General features: G+C 67.8%; 20 protein-coding genes. 6 read left to right on the forward strand and 14 right to left on the reverse strand.

The window, feature by feature from the left end:
- Positions 1-15 precede the first annotated feature (15 nt).
- The 5 genes from C5B85_RS15325 to C5B85_RS15345 all read right to left on the reverse strand — a co-directional run bounded on the left by C5B85_RS15325 (position 16) and on the right by C5B85_RS15345 (position 3546).
- The gene (locus C5B85_RS15325) at positions 16-765 is read right to left on the reverse strand and encodes a GPP34 family phosphoprotein (RefSeq protein WP_104286889.1); all 750 of its coding nucleotides are present in this window, start codon (positions 763-765) and stop codon (positions 16-18) included.
- Positions 766-826: 61 nt separating this feature from the next.
- Entirely contained in the window at positions 827-1579 is a 753-nt protein-coding gene (locus C5B85_RS15330; protein WP_104286890.1) for an ABC transporter permease, read from the reverse strand.
- 5 nt (positions 1580-1584) lie between these two features.
- Entirely contained in the window at positions 1585-2532 is a 948-nt protein-coding gene (locus C5B85_RS15335; protein ID WP_104286891.1) for an ABC transporter ATP-binding protein, read from the reverse strand.
- Position 2533: 1 nt separating this feature from the next.
- Positions 2534-2839, reverse strand: coding sequence for a transcriptional regulator (locus C5B85_RS15340; RefSeq protein WP_104286892.1), 306 nt, complete (start codon positions 2837-2839; stop codon positions 2534-2536).
- On the reverse strand, positions 2836-3546 hold the full coding sequence (locus tag C5B85_RS15345) for a hypothetical protein (RefSeq protein ID WP_104286893.1): 711 nt from the start codon (positions 3544-3546) through the stop codon (positions 2836-2838). The genes C5B85_RS15340 and C5B85_RS15345 overlap by 4 nt, the downstream gene beginning before the upstream one ends.
- Before the next feature lie 86 nt (positions 3547-3632).
- Between C5B85_RS15345 and C5B85_RS15350 the strand changes: the two genes are divergently transcribed.
- Positions 3633-4469, forward strand: coding sequence for an exodeoxyribonuclease III (locus C5B85_RS15350; RefSeq protein WP_104286894.1), 837 nt, complete (start codon positions 3633-3635; stop codon positions 4467-4469).
- 163 nt (positions 4470-4632) lie between these two features.
- Here the strand turns inward: C5B85_RS15350 and C5B85_RS15355 are convergent, their stop codons facing one another.
- The 3 genes from C5B85_RS15355 to C5B85_RS15365 form a co-directional block, all read right to left on the reverse strand.
- Complete coding sequence (locus C5B85_RS15355) at positions 4633-5268, reverse strand: hypothetical protein (protein ID WP_146077978.1); 636 nt, start codon at positions 5266-5268, stop codon at positions 4633-4635.
- Positions 5265-5594 carry a hypothetical protein gene (locus tag C5B85_RS15360; protein WP_146077979.1) on the reverse strand — a complete coding sequence of 110 codons (330 nt, stop codon included), beginning with the start codon at positions 5592-5594 and terminating at the stop codon, positions 5265-5267. Before C5B85_RS15360 ends, C5B85_RS15355 begins: the two co-directional genes overlap by 4 nt.
- A gap of 77 nt (positions 5595-5671) precedes the next feature.
- On the reverse strand, positions 5672-7465 hold the full coding sequence (locus C5B85_RS15365; RefSeq protein ID WP_104286897.1) for a TIGR03767 family metallophosphoesterase: 1794 nt from the start codon (positions 7463-7465) through the stop codon (positions 5672-5674).
- A gap of 82 nt (positions 7466-7547) precedes the next feature.
- Here C5B85_RS15365 and C5B85_RS19600 point away from each other — a divergent pair, with 82 nt between their 5' ends.
- A complete protein-coding gene (locus C5B85_RS19600) occupies positions 7548-7670 on the forward strand; it encodes a hypothetical protein (protein WP_258070834.1) in 123 nt (40 codons plus the stop codon).
- 54 nt (positions 7671-7724) lie between these two features.
- Here the strand turns inward: C5B85_RS19600 and C5B85_RS15375 are convergent, their stop codons facing one another.
- The 3 genes from C5B85_RS15375 to C5B85_RS15385 are packed head-to-tail and all read right to left on the reverse strand — an operon-like array spanning position 7725 to position 10912.
- Positions 7725-8654 carry a carbohydrate ABC transporter permease gene (locus C5B85_RS15375; protein WP_104286898.1) on the reverse strand — a complete coding sequence of 310 codons (930 nt, stop codon included), beginning with the start codon at positions 8652-8654 and terminating at the stop codon, positions 7725-7727.
- Complete coding sequence (locus C5B85_RS15380; protein ID WP_219819425.1) at positions 8651-9625, reverse strand: carbohydrate ABC transporter permease; 975 nt, start codon at positions 9623-9625, stop codon at positions 8651-8653. Before C5B85_RS15380 ends, C5B85_RS15375 begins: the two co-directional genes overlap by 4 nt.
- 30 nt (positions 9626-9655) lie before the next feature.
- Complete coding sequence (locus C5B85_RS15385) at positions 9656-10912, reverse strand: ABC transporter substrate-binding protein (RefSeq protein ID WP_181064466.1); 1257 nt, start codon at positions 10910-10912, stop codon at positions 9656-9658.
- Positions 10913-11137: 225 nt separating this feature from the next.
- Between C5B85_RS15385 and C5B85_RS15390 the strand changes: the two genes are divergently transcribed.
- Together C5B85_RS15390 and C5B85_RS15395 are read left to right on the forward strand one after the other, a co-directional pair.
- Positions 11138-12373 carry a Gfo/Idh/MocA family protein gene (locus C5B85_RS15390; protein WP_104286901.1) on the forward strand — a complete coding sequence of 412 codons (1236 nt, stop codon included), beginning with the start codon at positions 11138-11140 and terminating at the stop codon, positions 12371-12373.
- Between the two features lie 86 nt (positions 12374-12459).
- The gene (locus C5B85_RS15395) at positions 12460-13440 is read left to right on the forward strand and encodes a LacI family DNA-binding transcriptional regulator (protein ID WP_104286902.1); all 981 of its coding nucleotides are present in this window, start codon (positions 12460-12462) and stop codon (positions 13438-13440) included.
- Between the two features lie 23 nt (positions 13441-13463).
- Here C5B85_RS15395 and C5B85_RS15400 read toward each other — a convergent pair whose 3' ends face one another.
- The 3 genes from C5B85_RS15400 to C5B85_RS15410 form a co-directional block, all read right to left on the reverse strand.
- A complete protein-coding gene (locus C5B85_RS15400; RefSeq protein WP_374953105.1) occupies positions 13464-14183 on the reverse strand; it encodes an NUDIX hydrolase in 720 nt (239 codons plus the stop codon).
- A gap of 113 nt (positions 14184-14296) precedes the next feature.
- Positions 14297-14830, reverse strand: a complete 534-nt coding sequence (locus C5B85_RS15405; protein WP_104286903.1) for a ferritin — start codon at positions 14828-14830, stop codon at positions 14297-14299.
- Positions 14827-15381 carry a hypothetical protein gene (locus C5B85_RS15410; protein WP_146077980.1) on the reverse strand — a complete coding sequence of 185 codons (555 nt, stop codon included), beginning with the start codon at positions 15379-15381 and terminating at the stop codon, positions 14827-14829. The genes C5B85_RS15405 and C5B85_RS15410 overlap by 4 nt, the downstream gene beginning before the upstream one ends.
- A gap of 93 nt (positions 15382-15474) precedes the next feature.
- Here C5B85_RS15410 and C5B85_RS15415 point away from each other — a divergent pair, with 93 nt between their 5' ends.
- Both C5B85_RS15415 and C5B85_RS15420 read left to right on the forward strand, forming a co-directional pair.
- Positions 15475-16134: an XRE family transcriptional regulator gene (locus C5B85_RS15415; RefSeq protein ID WP_104286905.1), complete on the forward strand. Its 660-nt coding sequence runs from the start codon at positions 15475-15477 to the stop codon at positions 16132-16134.
- Positions 16135-16211: 77 nt separating this feature from the next.
- A complete protein-coding gene (locus C5B85_RS15420) occupies positions 16212-16955 on the forward strand; it encodes a GPP34 family phosphoprotein (protein ID WP_258070836.1) in 744 nt (247 codons plus the stop codon).
- The last annotated feature ends 105 nt before the right edge of the window (positions 16956-17060 follow it).

Genomic DNA, 17060 nt, shown 5'->3' on the forward strand with positions numbered 1-17060 from the left:
GGGCGGGGCGGGGCGTCAGTCTCGCGTCGTGATGACGAGGGTCGAGACGGTCGCGAGCATCACGAGTTGCGCCTCGCGGATCATGGCGCCGAGCTCTCCCGCCACTGCGGCCGCGTCGACCAGCTCCTCGGCGCGCTTCGAAATGGATGCACGGTCGAGGTCAGGGAACACGCGCGGCAGTGCTCGCACCGCGTGAAGGAGGGCGAGGGCCGCGGCGACCCGGTCTGCCTCACGCGGATCGGCGTCACCCGTGAGAAGCGCCCGGGCTTCCGCCTGGATGGAGTCCTCGAGCTGCGCGTTCTCGCCGCGCGGCCAGCGCTCCGAGAAGGTACCGCCGAGGAACTTCTTCTCCTCGTGGCCGAGCACACCCGCGTCCACGAACTCCTCGGCGATGCCCTCCCTGAGCTTCGTCGCCTCCGACTTCGGGCCGCCGAAGCCGACGATGAGCTTCACGGCCGAGTCGGGCTTGCGGCCCACGGCTGTTTCGACCAGCGCCTCGAGGTCGGCATCAGCGCCAGCCGGGTCGAGGGGCTGACCAACCGCGACGAACGTGCCGGGCTTGGCGTCAGCGTCCACCCCCGATTCGGCGCCCGCCTGGCCCGCGATGCGGAGTCTGCCGAGCATGATCAGCTCGACGAGGCCCGCCGCCGACAGCACCTGCGCCAGAGCAGACCTGTCGACGAGCGGCCTCCCCGTCTCATCGTCAAGAGCCAGCAGGAACACGGCCTGCGGCACTGTCACGGTCATTTCCCCTGCGGTGTCCATGACCCGACGCTAGGGAACGAGACTGGGCGGGCCCTCCATCCGGAGCCGGTTGGCCTCAGGCTTACGAGAACTTCCGACCCTCGTCACGCTTGTAGAAGAAGACGGCCAGGAAGCCGAGTACCGCAGTCCACGCCAGCAGGCCGAAGAGCGCCCACGTCGGGAACTCCCCGCCAGAGACCACCGCGATGACCACCTCTCGCGCCTGGCGCACCGGCAACACCTTCGAGGCCGCATCCAGCCAGCCGGGGAACATCATGGGCGGGAGGAAGAGGCCACCGCCGAACGCGAGCAGGAACATGAGTACCTGGGTGATCGCGATCGCCGCCTTCGGCCCGGCGGTTGTGCCGACGATGGCCCCGATGAGGGCAGAGGGAACCGCCGTGAGCACCACCGCGACGAGGCCGAGCACCACCTGCATGAACGTGGGCGAAGCCGCCGTGAAGAGGCCCCCGACGATGAGCAGCGGAATGATCGAGACGACCGCCATGACAAGCGTGCCGATGACGAGCCCCGCGATACGCGCCGATGGTTTCCCCGGCAGCGTGCGCAGGTACGGCACCCACGGCTTCGAGCGCTGCTCGGCCAGGTCGAGGCCGAGACTGAAGAGCCCGTTGGTCATGAACGCGAACACGATCATCGACGCGACCGCCTGCGTCGCGATGGTCGGATCCTCGGCGATTGCGCGCTGCGGCAGCACGAAGAAGCAGAACGCGAGCGTCGGGAACACGAGCGACCCGATGATGGCGATGGGCACGCGCGCCGTCTCGATGAGCGAGTACTTCACGTGCATGGCGATGAGTGCTGCAGTTGACATGGTCCTCAGCTCCTGTTCTGGGAGTTCTTGCCGAGTTGCGAGGCCTGGGAATTCTGCGTCATCGCGAGGAAGGCCTCCTCCAGCGTCGCCCCGCGCACCGTCAGGTCGGTGAAGGGTGCGCCGGATGCGACGAGCGAGCGGATGAACGCGTCAGAGTCGCGCACGAGCGCCGTCACGAGCCCCGCATCCGCTGCCTCGGTCAGCGCGTCCGCGTCGATGGCGTGGATGCGGGCCGCATCCACTCCCCGCATCGTCACCCTCCTGCGAGAGACGCTGCCGACAACCGATGCGAGGCTGCCGTCGGTGATGACCGTGCCGTGATCGATGACCACCACGCGCTCGGCGAGCTGCTCGATCTCCTCGAGGTGGTGGCTCGTGACGATCACAGCGCAGCCGGCCAGGTGCTTGGCGCGGAGCGCGTCCCAGAGGCTGCGTCTGGCGTCGACATCGAGGCCCGTCGTGGGCTCGTCGAGCAGGACAAGCTCCGGGTCGCCGACGAATGCGAGCGCAACCGCGAGCCGCCGCTGCTGCCCGCCCGACAGCGAGCCGCACTGCTTGCCGAGCAGCGGGCCGAGGTCGAAGGCATCCACGAGCCCACCTCTGGCGGCAGGCTTCGGGAAGTGCGCGGCGACGTAGTCGAGCACCTCTCCCACCTTGAGCGCCTCCGGGAGCGCACTGGCCTGCGGTGTCGAGCCGACCCTGGTCCGCGTGCGGACGTCGAGCGGGTCACCGCCGAAGAGGCGCACCGTTCCGGTGGTCGGCGACCGCAGGCCGAGCAGCAGCGACAGCAGGGTCGTCTTCCCAGCGCCGTTCGGGCCGAGGAGGCCGACGCACTCGCCGGCTGCGACATCCAAGGAGACCCCGTCGAGCGCCACCTGTGTGCCGAAGCGCTTGACGACGTCGTCGACCCGGACGATGGTGGCCGGCTGCGCGCCGGTCGGCTGTGCGTTCATGTCAGCCTCCGAGGAGTTTCAGGAGCGCCGTCCGGTAGCTGCGAAACGCGGCTCGACCGGCGGGGCTGATGGTCAGGTAGGTGATGGGCTTGCGGCCCGAGAAGGCCTTGTCGATGACGACGTAGCCGGCGTCCTCGAGCTTCGAGAGGTGCGTCGTGAGGTTGCCGGCAGTCATGTCGAGGAGGCCGCGCAGCTTCTGGAACGTCATCTCATCGCCGTCGTCGAGGCTCTCGGCGAGGGTTGTCATGATGCGCAGACGGGCGGGCGCGTGGATGATCGGGTCCAGGTCGGTGCTCGCGTCGCTCATGCTCGCGCCCCGTCCCGGAGACTCGGTTCGCTCGAGATGGCTCCAGTACGGAGCAAGACGATGAACGTGATGAAGATGAGCGGACCGACCGTGCCGTAGACGAGGTAGTGGGTCGGGGCTCCGAGCGCCGTCGCGACAACAGCGAGCACGATGACGGCGACTCCGAGCGCGAACTGGGCCCCGGAGCGCGACATCGCGGCGCCCGCCATGTAGAGCACGCCGATCGTGATGACGAAGATGCCAGGCATGAGGAGCGGCGCGAGGGCAGGGTCCTGAACCTGACGCAACAGCGAGGCAGCGAAGAACCAGGCGCCCATCATCGAGATCGACCACGAGAAGCCGTAGAGCATGCCCGCGGTGTTGCTGCGGCCCCGCATCCCTCGGCCCATCGAGATACCGGAGACGACTGACACGATGATGCCGACGATCATGAGCGCGCCGAAGACGACGAAGGCTGTCGCGGTCGGGATGCGGAGCAGCGGGTTCGCGCCGCCGTCCTCCGCGCTCCAGAGCGCCAGGAAGCCGACGAACCAGGCGATGGCCCAGGTGGCGAGGAGGATGTAGAGCGCACGGTCGAGGCGGTTGCGCGTGGCGCGCTGCTGACCTTGCATGAGGGCCAGCATCTCGCTCGGCGCGAGGGCCCGGTCGTCGTCGCCGGCCTGCGGAGCGCTGGCGTCGGATGGGATCTGGCGTCCATTGGTGTCCATGCAAACCAGTTTGCGTTACAAACTGGTTTGCGTCAAGCACTCCGCTCGGAGCGGGCAGGGAGAGGTCTGGCGATAGCCTGGATGCCATGCGCATCGCCACCTGGAACGTCAACTCCATCCGGGCCCGTTCGGGCCGAGTCATCGACTGGATGGTGCGCGCCGACATCGACGTGCTCGCGATGCAGGAGATCAAGTGCAAGCCGGAGCAGTTCCCCCGGGAAGTCTTCGAGGAGGCCGGCTACGAGCTCGAGATCCACGGCCTCAGCCAGTGGAACGGCGTCGCCTTCGCGAGCCGCCTCCCCATGAGCGACCCCGAGATCACGTTCGCCGACATGCCCGGCTTCGGCAAGGCCACCCCGGAGGGCACGCTCCCCCTCGAAGCCCGCGCACTCGGCGTGACCGTCGAAGATGTGCGCCTGTGGTCGCTGTACGTCCCGAACGGCCGCGAGCTCACCAACGACCACTACCCGTACAAGCTCGCGTGGCTGAAGGCGCTGCTCGCCGACATGACCACGTGGCGCCAGGCGCATCCAGACACCCCGCTCGCCCTCATGGGTGACTTCAACATCGCGCCGCTCGACATCGACGTGTGGGACCTCGCCGCGTTTGTCGACTCGACCCACGTCTCGGCGCCAGAGCGAGCCGCCTTCGAGGCGTTCCTCGAGGCCGGCTTCGTCGACACCGTGCGCTCGCGCGGCATCGAGGGCTACACATACTGGGACTACAAGTCGCTGCGCTTCCCCCGCAACGAGGGCATGCGCATCGACTTCATCCTCGGAAACCAGGAGTTCGACGACCTCGTCGTGGATGCATCCATCGAGCGCGACGAGCGCAAGGGCGACGGCCCGAGTGACCACGTGCCCGTCGTCGTGGAACTCGACCTCGAGACCTCCCTCGACGACGACCGCCCCATGATCTTCTAGCCCGCGCCAGCCCGCCCGCCGGGCGCCGCCGCGCTCAGTTTCGGGATGGGCTTCTCACCTCGGGATGGCTTGCAACCCATCCGGAAGCGAGAAAGCCACCTCGAGACTAAGCACGTCGAGCGGGCCCGGTCGAACGAACGCGATCGAGGCTAGGCCGGGCGAGCTAGGCCGGTCGAGGCTTCATGAGCCTGGACCACGTCGCGAGTAGCCCGGTCCCGACGAAGCCGAACGCGAGCCAGGTGACAAGCGCTGAGAACCAGCCCGCGATGAAGAAGCCGGAGAACAGCGCGCCGAGCCAGAGGAGCGCGACGACGCCGACGCTCAGCACGGCGAGCATCGCCGCGGCCCAAGGCCGCCGAGTGAAGACACGGAGCCCGCGATACACGCCGCCGGTGGCAACCCAGGATGCTGCTGCGATCAGCCCGAGCGGCACCGTCAGCAGCACGAGCGGGCTCCAGAGCACCGCCGCGAGGCCGACAATTAGGGTGACAAGAAGCGCGAAGAGTGCCGATGAGGCCGCAAATCGCCCTGGCCTGTCACCGGAAATCTCGCGTTCCTCCACGTCACCCAAGTTGGCGGAGCCAGCTGAAGCCCCCAGCTCCATGGCACGCATTCGGCCAAGGACCGCGGCGAGCGCGAGGACCACGCTGACCCCGGAGGTCGCCGCGAGCGCCCAGAACGACAGCGAGCTTCCCGGCGTCACCGCCGGCAGCGTGGTGGCTGCCTGCAACGCGGCGTTGCCGACGACAACCGACACAACGAGCAACCATGCGCCCCGACGCCCGGATGCGCGCCTCACGATGTTGCCCTCGCCGCGTCGTCGAGCACATCCATGATCGACCCCGAGTAGAGCTGCGTCTCACCGACCGTGACCTGCACGCTCGTCGCATCCGCCTTGCTCGACGTGAACGTGATCGCCTCGCCGTCGACGCTCTCGCCTGTGCAGTTCACGGCGCCATCGTTCGCCTCACACACCGGGGCGACAAGAACCTCGACTCCAGCATCCAGCAGCACGTCGATGCCCGCGTAGCGGACCTCAGCCTCGTGCCCGCCGCCAACCGGGGCGACCGCTTCGACCTGGGAGCATCCGGCGAGCCCGACGCCGAGGAGAGCGGCCGCAGCCACGAGCCCGGCAACGGCAGATGCTCGCCTCCGAGCGAGGATCCGCGCGGCCGCCCGCGAACCTCGAAGCCCGCCGCGCATCACAGCCCTCTCGCCTCTTCGTACGCGGCGATGCGCGCCCTGGCCACGAGCTGCTGCGCCTCGAGGTCGGCGTCCGTCACGCTCGACAGATCGAAGGGAGCGGGCAGGAGCAATTCGGTGTTCCGATCGAGCGGCGAGCCGAGGCGCATAAGTGGCGTCTCGGCCCAGTCATTGGACGCAAGTTCCCTGCTCCGCGACGCCAAGTCGCTCACACTGCCGCTGGAGCCCGGCACTGCCGGGGAGGCATGGTCGAGCACCGTCGTGAAAACCGAGAGCGTCCCGTCGCGATTGTCGACGAGCTCAACCACCTGCTGTTGCTGCGGGAAGTCGATGCAGGAGGCCGTCGTGATCTCCCAGAAGCCACCGGCCTGCTCGCTGGCGCCCTGCGTCCGGTGCGCGAGGATCTGGTTGAGGTGCGTGTGCCCGTTCAACCAGGCGACGACGGCCGGGTAGCGGAGGAGCATCGCCACGAACTCGTCCGCCCCGTGCAGGACCTCGCTGCTCCCGGGACGCTTGGCGCGATTCTCCAAGGTGAGACTGTTGTGGTGGCTCGAGATGAGCACCAGCTTGTGCTCGGCCTGCGCCTTCTGCAGCTCGGCCTCGAGCCACTTGAACTGCACATCAGGGACGGCCCCGTCCGGGCCGGCGACGGAGTTGCAGGTGTCGAGGCCGAAGAGGCGGATGCCAGGGGTCAGGTCGGCCTTCCACCATGTCTCCCCCGACTCGAGGTTGTGTTGGGTGAACCCGTGCCCGACGGGCCCAGGGGCCGCCTCCGTCACGAAGTGCTCCGCCATGAACTCGCGCTGCTCGAACAAGAACCGCTCCGGATTCGCGGGCACGGATGTGAACCCACGGCGTCCGAATGCAAGACCAAGCGCATCAACCGCCTGCTGCAGAACCCCACCACTCGCCGCGTAGCCGCCGAGCATGTCGGTCGCGGTGCCCTCAAGCGTGTGCGACTTGCTGCCGCCGACCGCGAGCGCCCGCATCTGCGTGGTCAGCCCGAACGTGCCGAGCAGGAGCGTGTCGTGGTTGCCGTAGACGGCGTACCAGGGTGCGGGGAGACCGACGGATTCGACTGGTTTCGCGATCGCCTGCGCCAGCAGATCCGGGATGCGCGGGAACCCATAGTCGCCAAACGCACCGCCACTCGGGTCGCCGGGCCGATACGCCCACTGCGCCTCCTGCCAGGCCTGGACGCCGTGGAACCCCGCACCGCCACTGGCCGCGCTGACGGGCAGCCCATCCATCAAATCGATGTACCAGCGCAATTCCAGACTCGAGTGCATGTCGGCGCTGTCGCCCGTGACGATTGCGGCACCCATCGGCGCCCCGGTGAGGGGGCTGAAGCGAGCGTCAGAGAATGCGGAGACCATGGCGGCCGTCGCGTGCACGCTCAGCGGGTCCTGCGGGTGAAACGCCGAACCCCACGCCGAGTGGTCCTGCACGATCATCGGTTCGATGCGGGCTGGCGACTGCGCGTCGATGACGTGCAGATCGGAGAGGTGGCCGAGGTAGAGCAGCGAGCGACGCGATGCCGCGCGCCCGCTCCCCGGTGCGCGCCCCAGCACATCCAGTCGTGGGATGTACGGCTCACCTGGCCCCGTGGTCAGGCGTCGGTACTTCCCCGAGACGACCGCCCCCTGCCTGATCGTCTGCAGCAGCGTCGACGGCACTTCGGAGGCGGGGACCAGGTCGCGGAGCTTCGGTCCGAGGATGGAAGGCGCGAGTCCGGTTGCGGCAGCGAGGAGCGCGCTGTGGACGAGGAACTGGCGTCGCGAGAGTCCGGGCATTCAAGGAGTCCATCTCGATCACGGGGCACCCTGGGGGATCGAGATGCTGATCTGCAGATTAGCGCGTCACGTACTCAAATCAATGGCGGATTTGCGGACAGCGTCAGGCGGCCCGGAGGACATCGCCGAGGTCATCGCGTTCCTCGCCGGCCCCGGCCGCTGGGTCAACGGGCAGACCATCTACGCAAACGGGGGCGCGGCCTGAGCAGACGGATGCGCGCGGCGGGTGCTCTCTCACCTGCCCCGCGCATCCCGAGCCCTACTTCTCGGAGCCCGCGACCATGCCCTTGATGAAGTACTTCTGCAGGAAAAGGTAGGCAACAAGCACCGGCAGCACCGCCAGGAGCGACGCGGCGGCAGCTGCGGGCAGGTTGCTGCTCTGCACGGAGAAGAACGAGGCGATCGCGGGGGCGATGGTCTGCATCTCGGGCGACGTGAGGATGTAGCCGGAGATCGCGAACTCGTTCCACACGGCGACCCCGGTGAGGATCACGACGGTCGCCGTGACCGGCTTGAGCATCGGGAACACGACCAGGAAGAGGATCTGGAGTCGGTTCGCCCCATCGATTGTCGCCGCCTCTTCCACCGATTGCGGCAGCGAGCGCATGAACGCCGTGTAGAGGAAGATGCTCAGCGGCAGCTGGTGCGTGACCATCACGAGAATCGCACCCCAGTACGTGTTCAGGGCCCCCATCTGGTTGAGCAGCGTGTAGAGCGGCACGAGGATCGACAGCGGCGGCACCATGATCAGACCGAGCACGCCGAACGACACGATGCTGTTGAGCGTCGAGGCCCGCCTGGCGAGCGGATAGGCGGCGAGCGCCCCGAGGATGCAGACGAGCAGCGTCGAGACTCCGGTGACGATGATGCTGTTGCCGATGGCTCGCAGGATGTTGCCGCTCTCGACGGCGATGGCGAAGTTGCCGAAGAAGATGTCGGTCGTCGGGAACAGCCACTGCGAGGAGCGGTCGGTGCGCTCCTTGAACGCCGTCGTGACGGCGATGAAGAACGGCAGCAGCTGCACGGCGGAGGCGACGATGAGCACGCCGCCCAGGCCGAGTGCGGCACCCCAAGCGCGATTCGTGCGCTTCGGGCGACTGGGCCCGCGCGCGCCACCACGACTGCGTGGCGGTTTGACGGGTGGCGCCTGCTCGTCAACCTTCGTTTCGGTCACGGTCGTGGCAGTCATGGGCGGTCCAGTCGTCGTCGATTGAGCACGGTGTTAAGCACCAGGGTGAAGAGCACGATCACGAGGAACAGCACGATGCCCATGCCGGAGGCATAGCCGGCGCTCTGGTTCTCGAAGTAGGCGACGCCGATCAGCGTGGAGACCGAGTTGGTCGAGTAGCCGGGGCCACCGCCGGTCAGCACGACGATCACGTCGAAGAGCTTCAGACCGCCGATGAGGTTCAGGACGATGCTCGTCGCGAACGCGGGCTGCAGCAGGGGCAGCGTGATGTGCCAGAACTGCTTCCAGTAGCCAGCACCGTCGAGGGTGGATGCTTCGTAGAGCTCGGTTGGGATCGACTGCAGCCCTGCGAGGTAGATGATCATCGAGACGCCCACGAACTGCAGCGAGTTGACGAGGACGATGATCGCGATCGCTGCACCCGAGTCGCTGAGCCAGGCGACGCGCTCCCCGCCCAGCCCGACGACGATGTCGTTGAAGGCCCCGTTGTTGTACTGGAACAGCAGGTAGTACATGGTGCCCATGACGACCGGCGAGACCAGCACGGGCAGGTAGATGATCGCCCTTGCCAGGTTGCGGCCGCGCACCTTCTGGTCGAGCGCAAGGGCGAGCCCGAGGCCGAGCACCTGCTGGATGACGGTGGATCCGAAGCCGTAGATGAAGGTGTTGATGAGGACAAGTCGGAACGTCTCGTCCTGGAAGAGCCTGGCGTAGTTCGCGAAGCCGACGTCGCTGCGGTCCGCGCTGTACCCGTTCCAGTTGGTGAACGAGATCGCGGCACCTGTGACGAGCGGATAGAGGGTGAACACGGCGAAGAGCAGCAGGGCTGGCACGTAGAGCAGGTTCATTCCCGCCCCCGCGAGCGGGGAGGAGCCCCGCGTGCGCCTCAGCTTCGGGGCCTTGACAGGCGACGTGACGGGCGACGTGACGGGTGAGGTGACGGGCGGTTTCGCAGTCTCAAGGGAGCTCATGGAGGTCTCCTCTCAGCATCCGCTCGCCGCTCAGCTCTGACCCCACAGGCTCTGGAAGTCGGCGTCCACCTGGCTCACTGCCTGGTCGACCGTCGACTGGCCCGTGATGATCGAGTCGGCCGTCGTCACCATCGTGTTCCACATGCCGTTCGGCAGGTAGACGCGGTCGAAGTAGGGGACGAGCGGCGCCGAACCCGAGATGACGTGGGCGTCGAAGGATTCCTGCAGCGGCCCGAGGTCGGCGGATGCATCCGTGAGCCCTGGAAGGTTGCCAACGGCCCCAGCCAGCACCGTGATGTTCTCCGGCTGCGCGAGGAACGCGAGGTACGCCTTCGCCTCGTCGACGTGCTCGCTGCTCTTCGAGATGCCGAAGGCGTTGAACTCGCCGCCGACCAGGTACGGGTCCGCCTCAGTGAGCGCAGGGACGGGCATGAAGCCGAGGTTCGCGTCCGGGTTGTACTGCAGGGCGTTGTTGGCCGCCTGGTTCTGGCTGAAGACGAAGGCTGTGTTGCCGTCGGCGAGTGACCGCGAGACGTCGTCGGACGTCGCGGACGAGTAGTCGGGGTTGAAGTAGCCCGCCGTGCGCCAGCCGTCGATGAGCTCGAGCGTCGACGCGTACGGTGCATCCACGAACGTGCCTGCGCTCAGCTCGTCGAGCTGCTCTGGCGTGTAGGCGCCGGCGACGATCCAGTCGGCGAGGTTGCCTGCCGGGCCGCTGTCCTTGCCGGAGACGGCGATCGGGGCTATCCCGCTCGCCTCGACGGAAGCTGCGGCCTCGGCGAAGTCGTCCCAGGTCGCGATCGAGGCGGGGTCGACGCCTGCCGCCTCGAGCACATCCGCGTTGTAGATGATGCCGGCGACGTCGGTGTCGATGGGGAGCGCGAAGAACTCGCCAGCGTCGTTGCGCATGGCCGAGTCGAGGGCCGGGTTGAAGTTCGCCGCCCACGCCTCGTCCTGCAGCGGCTCGAGGAACTCGCTGTACCGAAGCAGCGACCAGCCGTGCGTCGCGAAGATGTCGGGGGCATCCCCGGCCGCGAGGCGCACCTTCATGTCTGCTTCGTACTGGGAGCTCGGTGCGACCAGGTCGATCATGACGCCGGGGTTCGCCTCCTCGAAGGCCGCGGTCACCTCCTCGAGCGCAACCATGAGCTTCGAGTCGACGGATGCGTTCGTCTGGAACTCGATGGTGGTGCCGCCCGAGTCGGTGCCGCTGCTGCATCCGGTCATGGCCAAGAGGAGGGTCGCGGCGACGGAGGCTGCCGCGACGGGAGTAGCGCGAGACTTCATTGTCATTCCTTCGTGTGGGCGATGGATCCGGCCGACCGCAAGAACGCGGATGGCTCCATCGCTATCTGCCGACAATTTATGCGAGTAAATAGTTCTGCGCAAGGACCAATAATCAGCTCGGATTTCTTGTTGACTCGAGTAAATAGTCGTGGGATGCTTCAGGTCGTTGCCCGCCTCCCCGCCGTGGTGGAGTCCGGGATCTCACGTCACCTTGAAAGGTCACCAATGTCGCTGTCCCTGGGAATCGTCGGAGCTGGTCAGTTCGCCGGCCAGTTCGCCACACTCTTCAAACTCCACCCCGGCGTCGACAAGATCGTCGTCACGGATGTGCTGCCCGAGCGCGCAGACGCGCTCAACACCTCCGCCGAGCTCGACGGCACCGCCGAGAGCTTCGAGGCTCTCCTCGCAGACGACTCGATCGACGCGATCGCGCTCTTCACGCAGCGCTGGACGCACGGCCCGCTTGTCCTCCAAGCGCTCCGAGCCGGCAAGCACGTCTACTCCGCCGTGCCCATGGCGATTGAGGAAGAAGAGATCGCCGCCATCATCGAGGCGGTCCGCGAGACCGGGCTCACCTACATGATGGGAGAGACGAGCTACTACAACCCGGCGACGATCTACGCCCGCAACCAGCTGGCCGACGGGAAGTTCGGGCGCATCTTCTACGCCGAGGGCGACTACGTCCACGACATGGACCTCGGCTTCTACGACGCGTACGCCTACTCGGGCGGCGCCGAATGGAAGCGCACCGCGAGCTACCCGCCAATGCTCTACCCGACGCACTCCATCGGCGGCGTCCTCGGCGCCATCCCCGGCCACGCGACGAGCGTCAGCTGCATCGGGGTTGTCGACGACCGCGAGGACGGAGTCTTCGACCGCGAGATCAGCATGTTCGACAACAACTTCTCCAACGCCACGGCGCTCTTCGAGCTCTCCGAAGGCGGATCGATGCGCATCAACGAGATGCGCCGAGTCGGCTACCCCTCGCACATCCGCGAAAGCCGATTCCGCTACTTCGGCACCGAGGGCAGCTTCGAGCAGCTCGCGGAAGTCGCCGTGTGGCAGGACAAGGAAGGCGTCACGGACGTCTCCGACCTCATCAAGACCGACGCGACAGCGGATGCCGACGACCCCTCGCTCGCGCACGTCTCCCCCGCACTGCGCGACGCCTTCGTCTCCGGACACTCCAAGGTGCACGACACTTCTCGTCTCCCCGCCGAGTTCGCTGGCGTGCACAACGGCCACGAGGGCAGTCACCACTTCCTCGTCGACGACTTCGTCACCGCCGTCAACAACCGCACGCTCCCACCCGTCAACGCCTGGGTGGCTGCGCGCTTCACGCTGCCGGGGATCGTCGCCCACCGCTCGGCCCTCGCCGGGGGCGAGCGCCTCCCGATCAACGACTTCGGCGATGCACCCGCCGAGCTCGGCGCGCTCAGCGCGGACGCAGCGCGGGCCTAGGGCCTCGTCAGAAAGAGATGCGGGCGTCCGAGCGATCGGACGCCCGCATCGAACGTAGGATCGACGCGAGTGAACGAGGAGTAGTGATGTCTGAAGGTGCACCCCGCAAGGTCACGCGCCGAGACGTCGCGCGCCACGCGGGAGTCAGTGACGCCGTGGTCACCTACACGCTCAACGGCAAGGCCCCCGTCGCGCCAGCGACAGCAGCGCGGGTACGCGAATCCGTGCGCCTCCTCGGCTACACGCCGAACGCCGCCGCGCGCGCCCTCAAGATGGGCTCCGCCCGACTCATCGGCATCATCGTGCCTGACACCACCAACCCGTTCTGGTCGGAGCTCTGCCAGCAGGTCGAGAGCGTGGCCTCGCGCGAGGGGTACGCCGTGCTCGTCGTGAACTCGCACGACGACGACAAGCAGGCGATCGCGCTCGCGAACTCGCTCGCGTCTCGGCAGGTCGATGGCTTCCTCGTCGCGTCGATCGTGCGGCCCAGCGAAGTCACCGCCTTCGACGCGCTCGGCATCCGCTGGGCAAGCCTCAACAACCCCCACCCCATTCCCGGCGCCATGGGCGTCGGAGTCGACCTCGAGCAGGGCGCCCGCGATGCCACCAGGCACCTGATCGAGCACGGCTACCGCAGGATCGCATTTGTCGGATCAACGAAGGACGCCCGCTACGACGGCTGGACGGCCGAGCTCGCATCCGCTGGCCTCGAGCCCGGACTCGTGTTCCCCGCAGACTTCGAGCGCCGCTCCGGCTACCTCGCCGGGCGCAACCTCGCCGCTGCGAGCGCCCAGGTCGACGCGGTCTTCATGAGCTCAGACCAGCTGGCGATCGGCGCGATGCGCGCCCTCCACGAAGCGGGCGTCGGCATCCCGAACGACGTTGCCGTCGTCTCGTTCGACGGCACGGAAGACGCCGAATACGCGTGGCCCGCGCTGACGACGCTCGCCCAGCCGACGGCCGAGCTTGCCGAACAGGCCGTCCTGCGACTCCTCGGCGCCGGCGTCATCCCAGACGAACGGCCGAGAGGCGAGCTCATCATCCGAAGGTCCTGCGGCTGCGAGTGAGCGCGCGGGCGGGCGGGCACGACTTAGCCCTCGGGCAGCTCGAATTCCTGCGACTCGTCCCACGGCTCGGTCCAGCCGAGACGGTCGAAGATGCCGTCGAGCAGCATCGCCGTGAAACCCCAGACGAGGTGCTCGCCGGTGTCGTTCCTGACCAAGAAGCCCGGACCCCGCCACTCCTCCCCATCCCGTCGAAGCACGGTGCTGCCGCGGTTCGCGGGGTTCAGGAGGTCGGCGACCGGCGCACGGAACACGGCGGCCGACTCAGCCTCATCCACGACCCCGACCGATGAAGCGCGCCGCCACCAAGCGAGCACCGGCGTCACGAGGTGCCGCGAATAGGTGAGCGGAACAGGCTCGAGCGGGCCGAGCACGTCGATGCCGTCGGCGTCGAGCCCCGTCTCCTCCACCGCCTCCCGGATCGCGGCGGCGACCACGTCACGGTCCTCGGGGTCGACACGACCACCAGGGAACGCGACCTGCCCCGGATGCGAGCGGAGCGTGGACGCGCGAGCGAGCAACAGCACGTCGAGGTCGCGGGAGACCGCGCCGGCCTGCGCGTCGCGGTCGCTGGGAAGTGTGTCGAGCATCCCGAACAGGATCAGCACAGCCGCGGAGCGCGAGACGCGCACGATCCGCTCGTCGACGGGCGACAGCGGCACGGCGGGCTCTCGCCCGGCAGCGGCACGCTCTGCAAGCTCGGTCAGCTGCGCACGCGCGGCCTTCGTCGATGATTCGGGATGCACCGCTTCAGGGTACGCGGGCGAGCCTGACGAGCGGCGACATCCACGAGTCGCCCCAAAGGGTCGTCATTGCGCGTGAATGACGACCCTTTGGGGCGACTCGCGAGTGCGACTGCTTAGAGTGCGCCGCCGGCCGCGGCAGGAGCATCCGCATCCTGGCCACCGTCGCCGATGGTCTCGCGGGCGATGAAGTTCTCGATGTCGAAGAGGTTGTCGCCTGCGCGCTTCGCGATCGTGACGAGCGTCGACATCGAGGCGACCTCCTCGACCTGCTCCTTGAGGAACCACAGCATGGCCTGCTCGCCGATCGCGTCGCCTTCCGCGCGAGCCGCGCGGAAGAGCGCCTCGATCTGCGAGGTCACCTCCTGCTCCTGCGCGAGCGCGAGCGCGATGGGCTCAACGACGTCGGCGAAGTCGGTCTTGGGAGCCGCGACGCCCGGAATCGTGACGCCGAGGTCGCGGTCGAGCCGGTACTGCACAAGCATCATCGCGTGGTTCCGCTCTTCCACCGACTGCTGGTAGAAGTGCGCAGCGAGCTGCGGGAGGTCGTGGTTGTCGAACCACACGGCGATCGCAATGTACTGCTGCGATGCCGCGAACTCGTTGCCGATCTGGGTGGTCAGAAGCTCATTGAACGTAGGCGTAGTCACGCAGCCACGCTACTCCTGGCGGGTTTCGCGTGGCGGTCAAGTTTCGTTGCGGTGCGGGTCGTCCAGAACGCCAGTGCCACGCCGGTCGTCAGCACGAACGGGAGGCAGGCAAACGCAAAGGCGTCGCCGATGATCGCACCAGTGCTCCCCCAGTACTTGGTCTGGTCGGCATCCACGCCGATGCCCGCGACGAGACCGTTCACGATGACGGCCACGCTCAGGGCCGCGCAGGCGGATGCCGCCAGGACCCCGACCGACGCGACCCAGAGCAGCGACGGGCGCAGGCTCAGCGCGATGGCCCTCGTCACGTCGAGCGCCAGCCAGACGCCGAGCGCTACGGCAGCGGCGATGCACGCGTACGCAACCGCGATGAGCGTGCTAGCGAGGCGAGCTCCCTCTGCTGTGTCGCGATCAACGCTCGATCCGGCCGCCGCACCCGGAAAGACGAGCAGCATGTAGGCGAGGATACCGCCGATGACCGCGAGCAGCCCCGCCCTCAACGCGACGCGCCACAGCCAGTTCCGCTCGGCGCCTCCACTCGGTCTCCCCATGCCTGCAACGCTACGGGCAGGCCTCCCCAGCACCAAACGGGCGGGGAGCCGGGCACGCAAAAGCTAGGCTGGAACGAAACCCCGGAGGCTGGCATGAGCGACGCACACGACCACGACGAGATCGGCGTGGGGTCCGTGCACCGCGAGATCGACCCGGCCACGGTCGGCCCGCAGCCGGGCGACCTCGAGCGTGCCATAGCCGGTCAGGTGCGCGCGTACCGGCTCGCGACCGGCATGTCCGTCGCCGAGATGGCCGACAAGGTCGGCATCTCGAAGGCCATGCTTTCGAAGATCGAGAACGCCCTCACCTCCTGCAGCCTCACCACCCTCGGGCGCCTCGCCCACGGCCTCGACGTGCCCGTCACCGCGCTGTTCCGCGGCGTCGACTCCGACCGTGAGGCCGTCTACGTGCCGGCAGGACACGGCGCGCAGATCGTTCGCCGCGGCTCACGCTCTGGCCACCTCTACGAGCTCCTCGGTGCCCTACGCGGCCAGCACAAGCGCATGGAAGCCGTCCTCGTGACGCTCACCGAGGCGAGCGAAGTGTTCCCCCTCTTCCAGCATCCAGGCACCGAGCTGCTCTACATGCTCGAAGGGCGGATGGCCTACGGGCACGGGGACGCGCGCTACGAGATGGGGCCGGGCGACACCCTGCAGTTCGACGGCGAAGGCCCGCACGGCCCGGAAGAGCTCATCGAGCTGCCCGCCCGTTTCCTGTCCGTCACGGCGTACGGAGACCGCGCGGAGGGCTGATCCTCGCCGAGCACCACCCTGAGGCTCGGATGCTAGCTTGGCGCGCACGACGACTCGCGCACCAGCCAGGGGGAACTGTGGAACAGCCTGATCGCATCAACAACGCCGACGACACCGGAACCGACACCGACCACGCAAGTGAGGCGCAGCCCCTGCTCGCGGAAGACCTCCTGCTGCTGCTCTTCAACCCGGACGACGGCACGATCGGGGGTGAGGGCACACTCTTCTACGTGCTCGGCGGCGCGGTGCTCACCGAGCTGGCCCTGAACGATCAGATCGGAGTCGAGAAGGCGGGGCTTCGCGGCACGCTGGTGCTCTCGGTCGGCGATGAGGCGCCCGAGGACGAGATCCTGCGCTCCGCCTGGGAGTACGCGCGGGGCAAGCGGCGCGAAGTGCAAGGGATGCTCGCCGCCATCGGGCCGAGCCTACGCGGCCAGCTGCTCGAGAGCCTCATCTTCCGCGGCGACCTCACCCGCGGGCAGGGCAAGACGTTCGGGTTCATCCCCAAGACGACGCTCAGCCTGGGCGACACCGGACGCCGATCCACACTCATGAGCCGAGTGCAGGCCGTGCTCATCGACGGCGCCGAACCCGACGCGCGCACCGCTGCCCTGGCGGCGCTCGTCTCCGCAAGCGGATCGATGCCGACGCTGCACCGGGAGATCCCGTGGGAGACCGACGTCATCAACCGCGCCAAAGCCCTCGAGGCAGGCGATTGGGGAGCCAGCGCGGCCAGCTCGGCAGTCGCCCGCACCATGAACGCCATCACCATCAACGCCGCAGTCGCGGCGAGCGTCGCCGCCAACGCGGCCAATAACTAGGCGCCGAGTCTCGCTGCCAATTTGAGGGCGAGTTGCCGGTAGGGCCTGCCGCGGACCCTCCGTGAAGCCCGAAGTTCCGGGCCTCACGGAGGCTGGGGAGGCGGC

Source organism: Pseudoclavibacter sp. AY1F1, assembly GCF_002931075.1.
GTDB lineage: Bacteria > Actinomycetota > Actinomycetes > Actinomycetales > Microbacteriaceae > Pseudoclavibacter.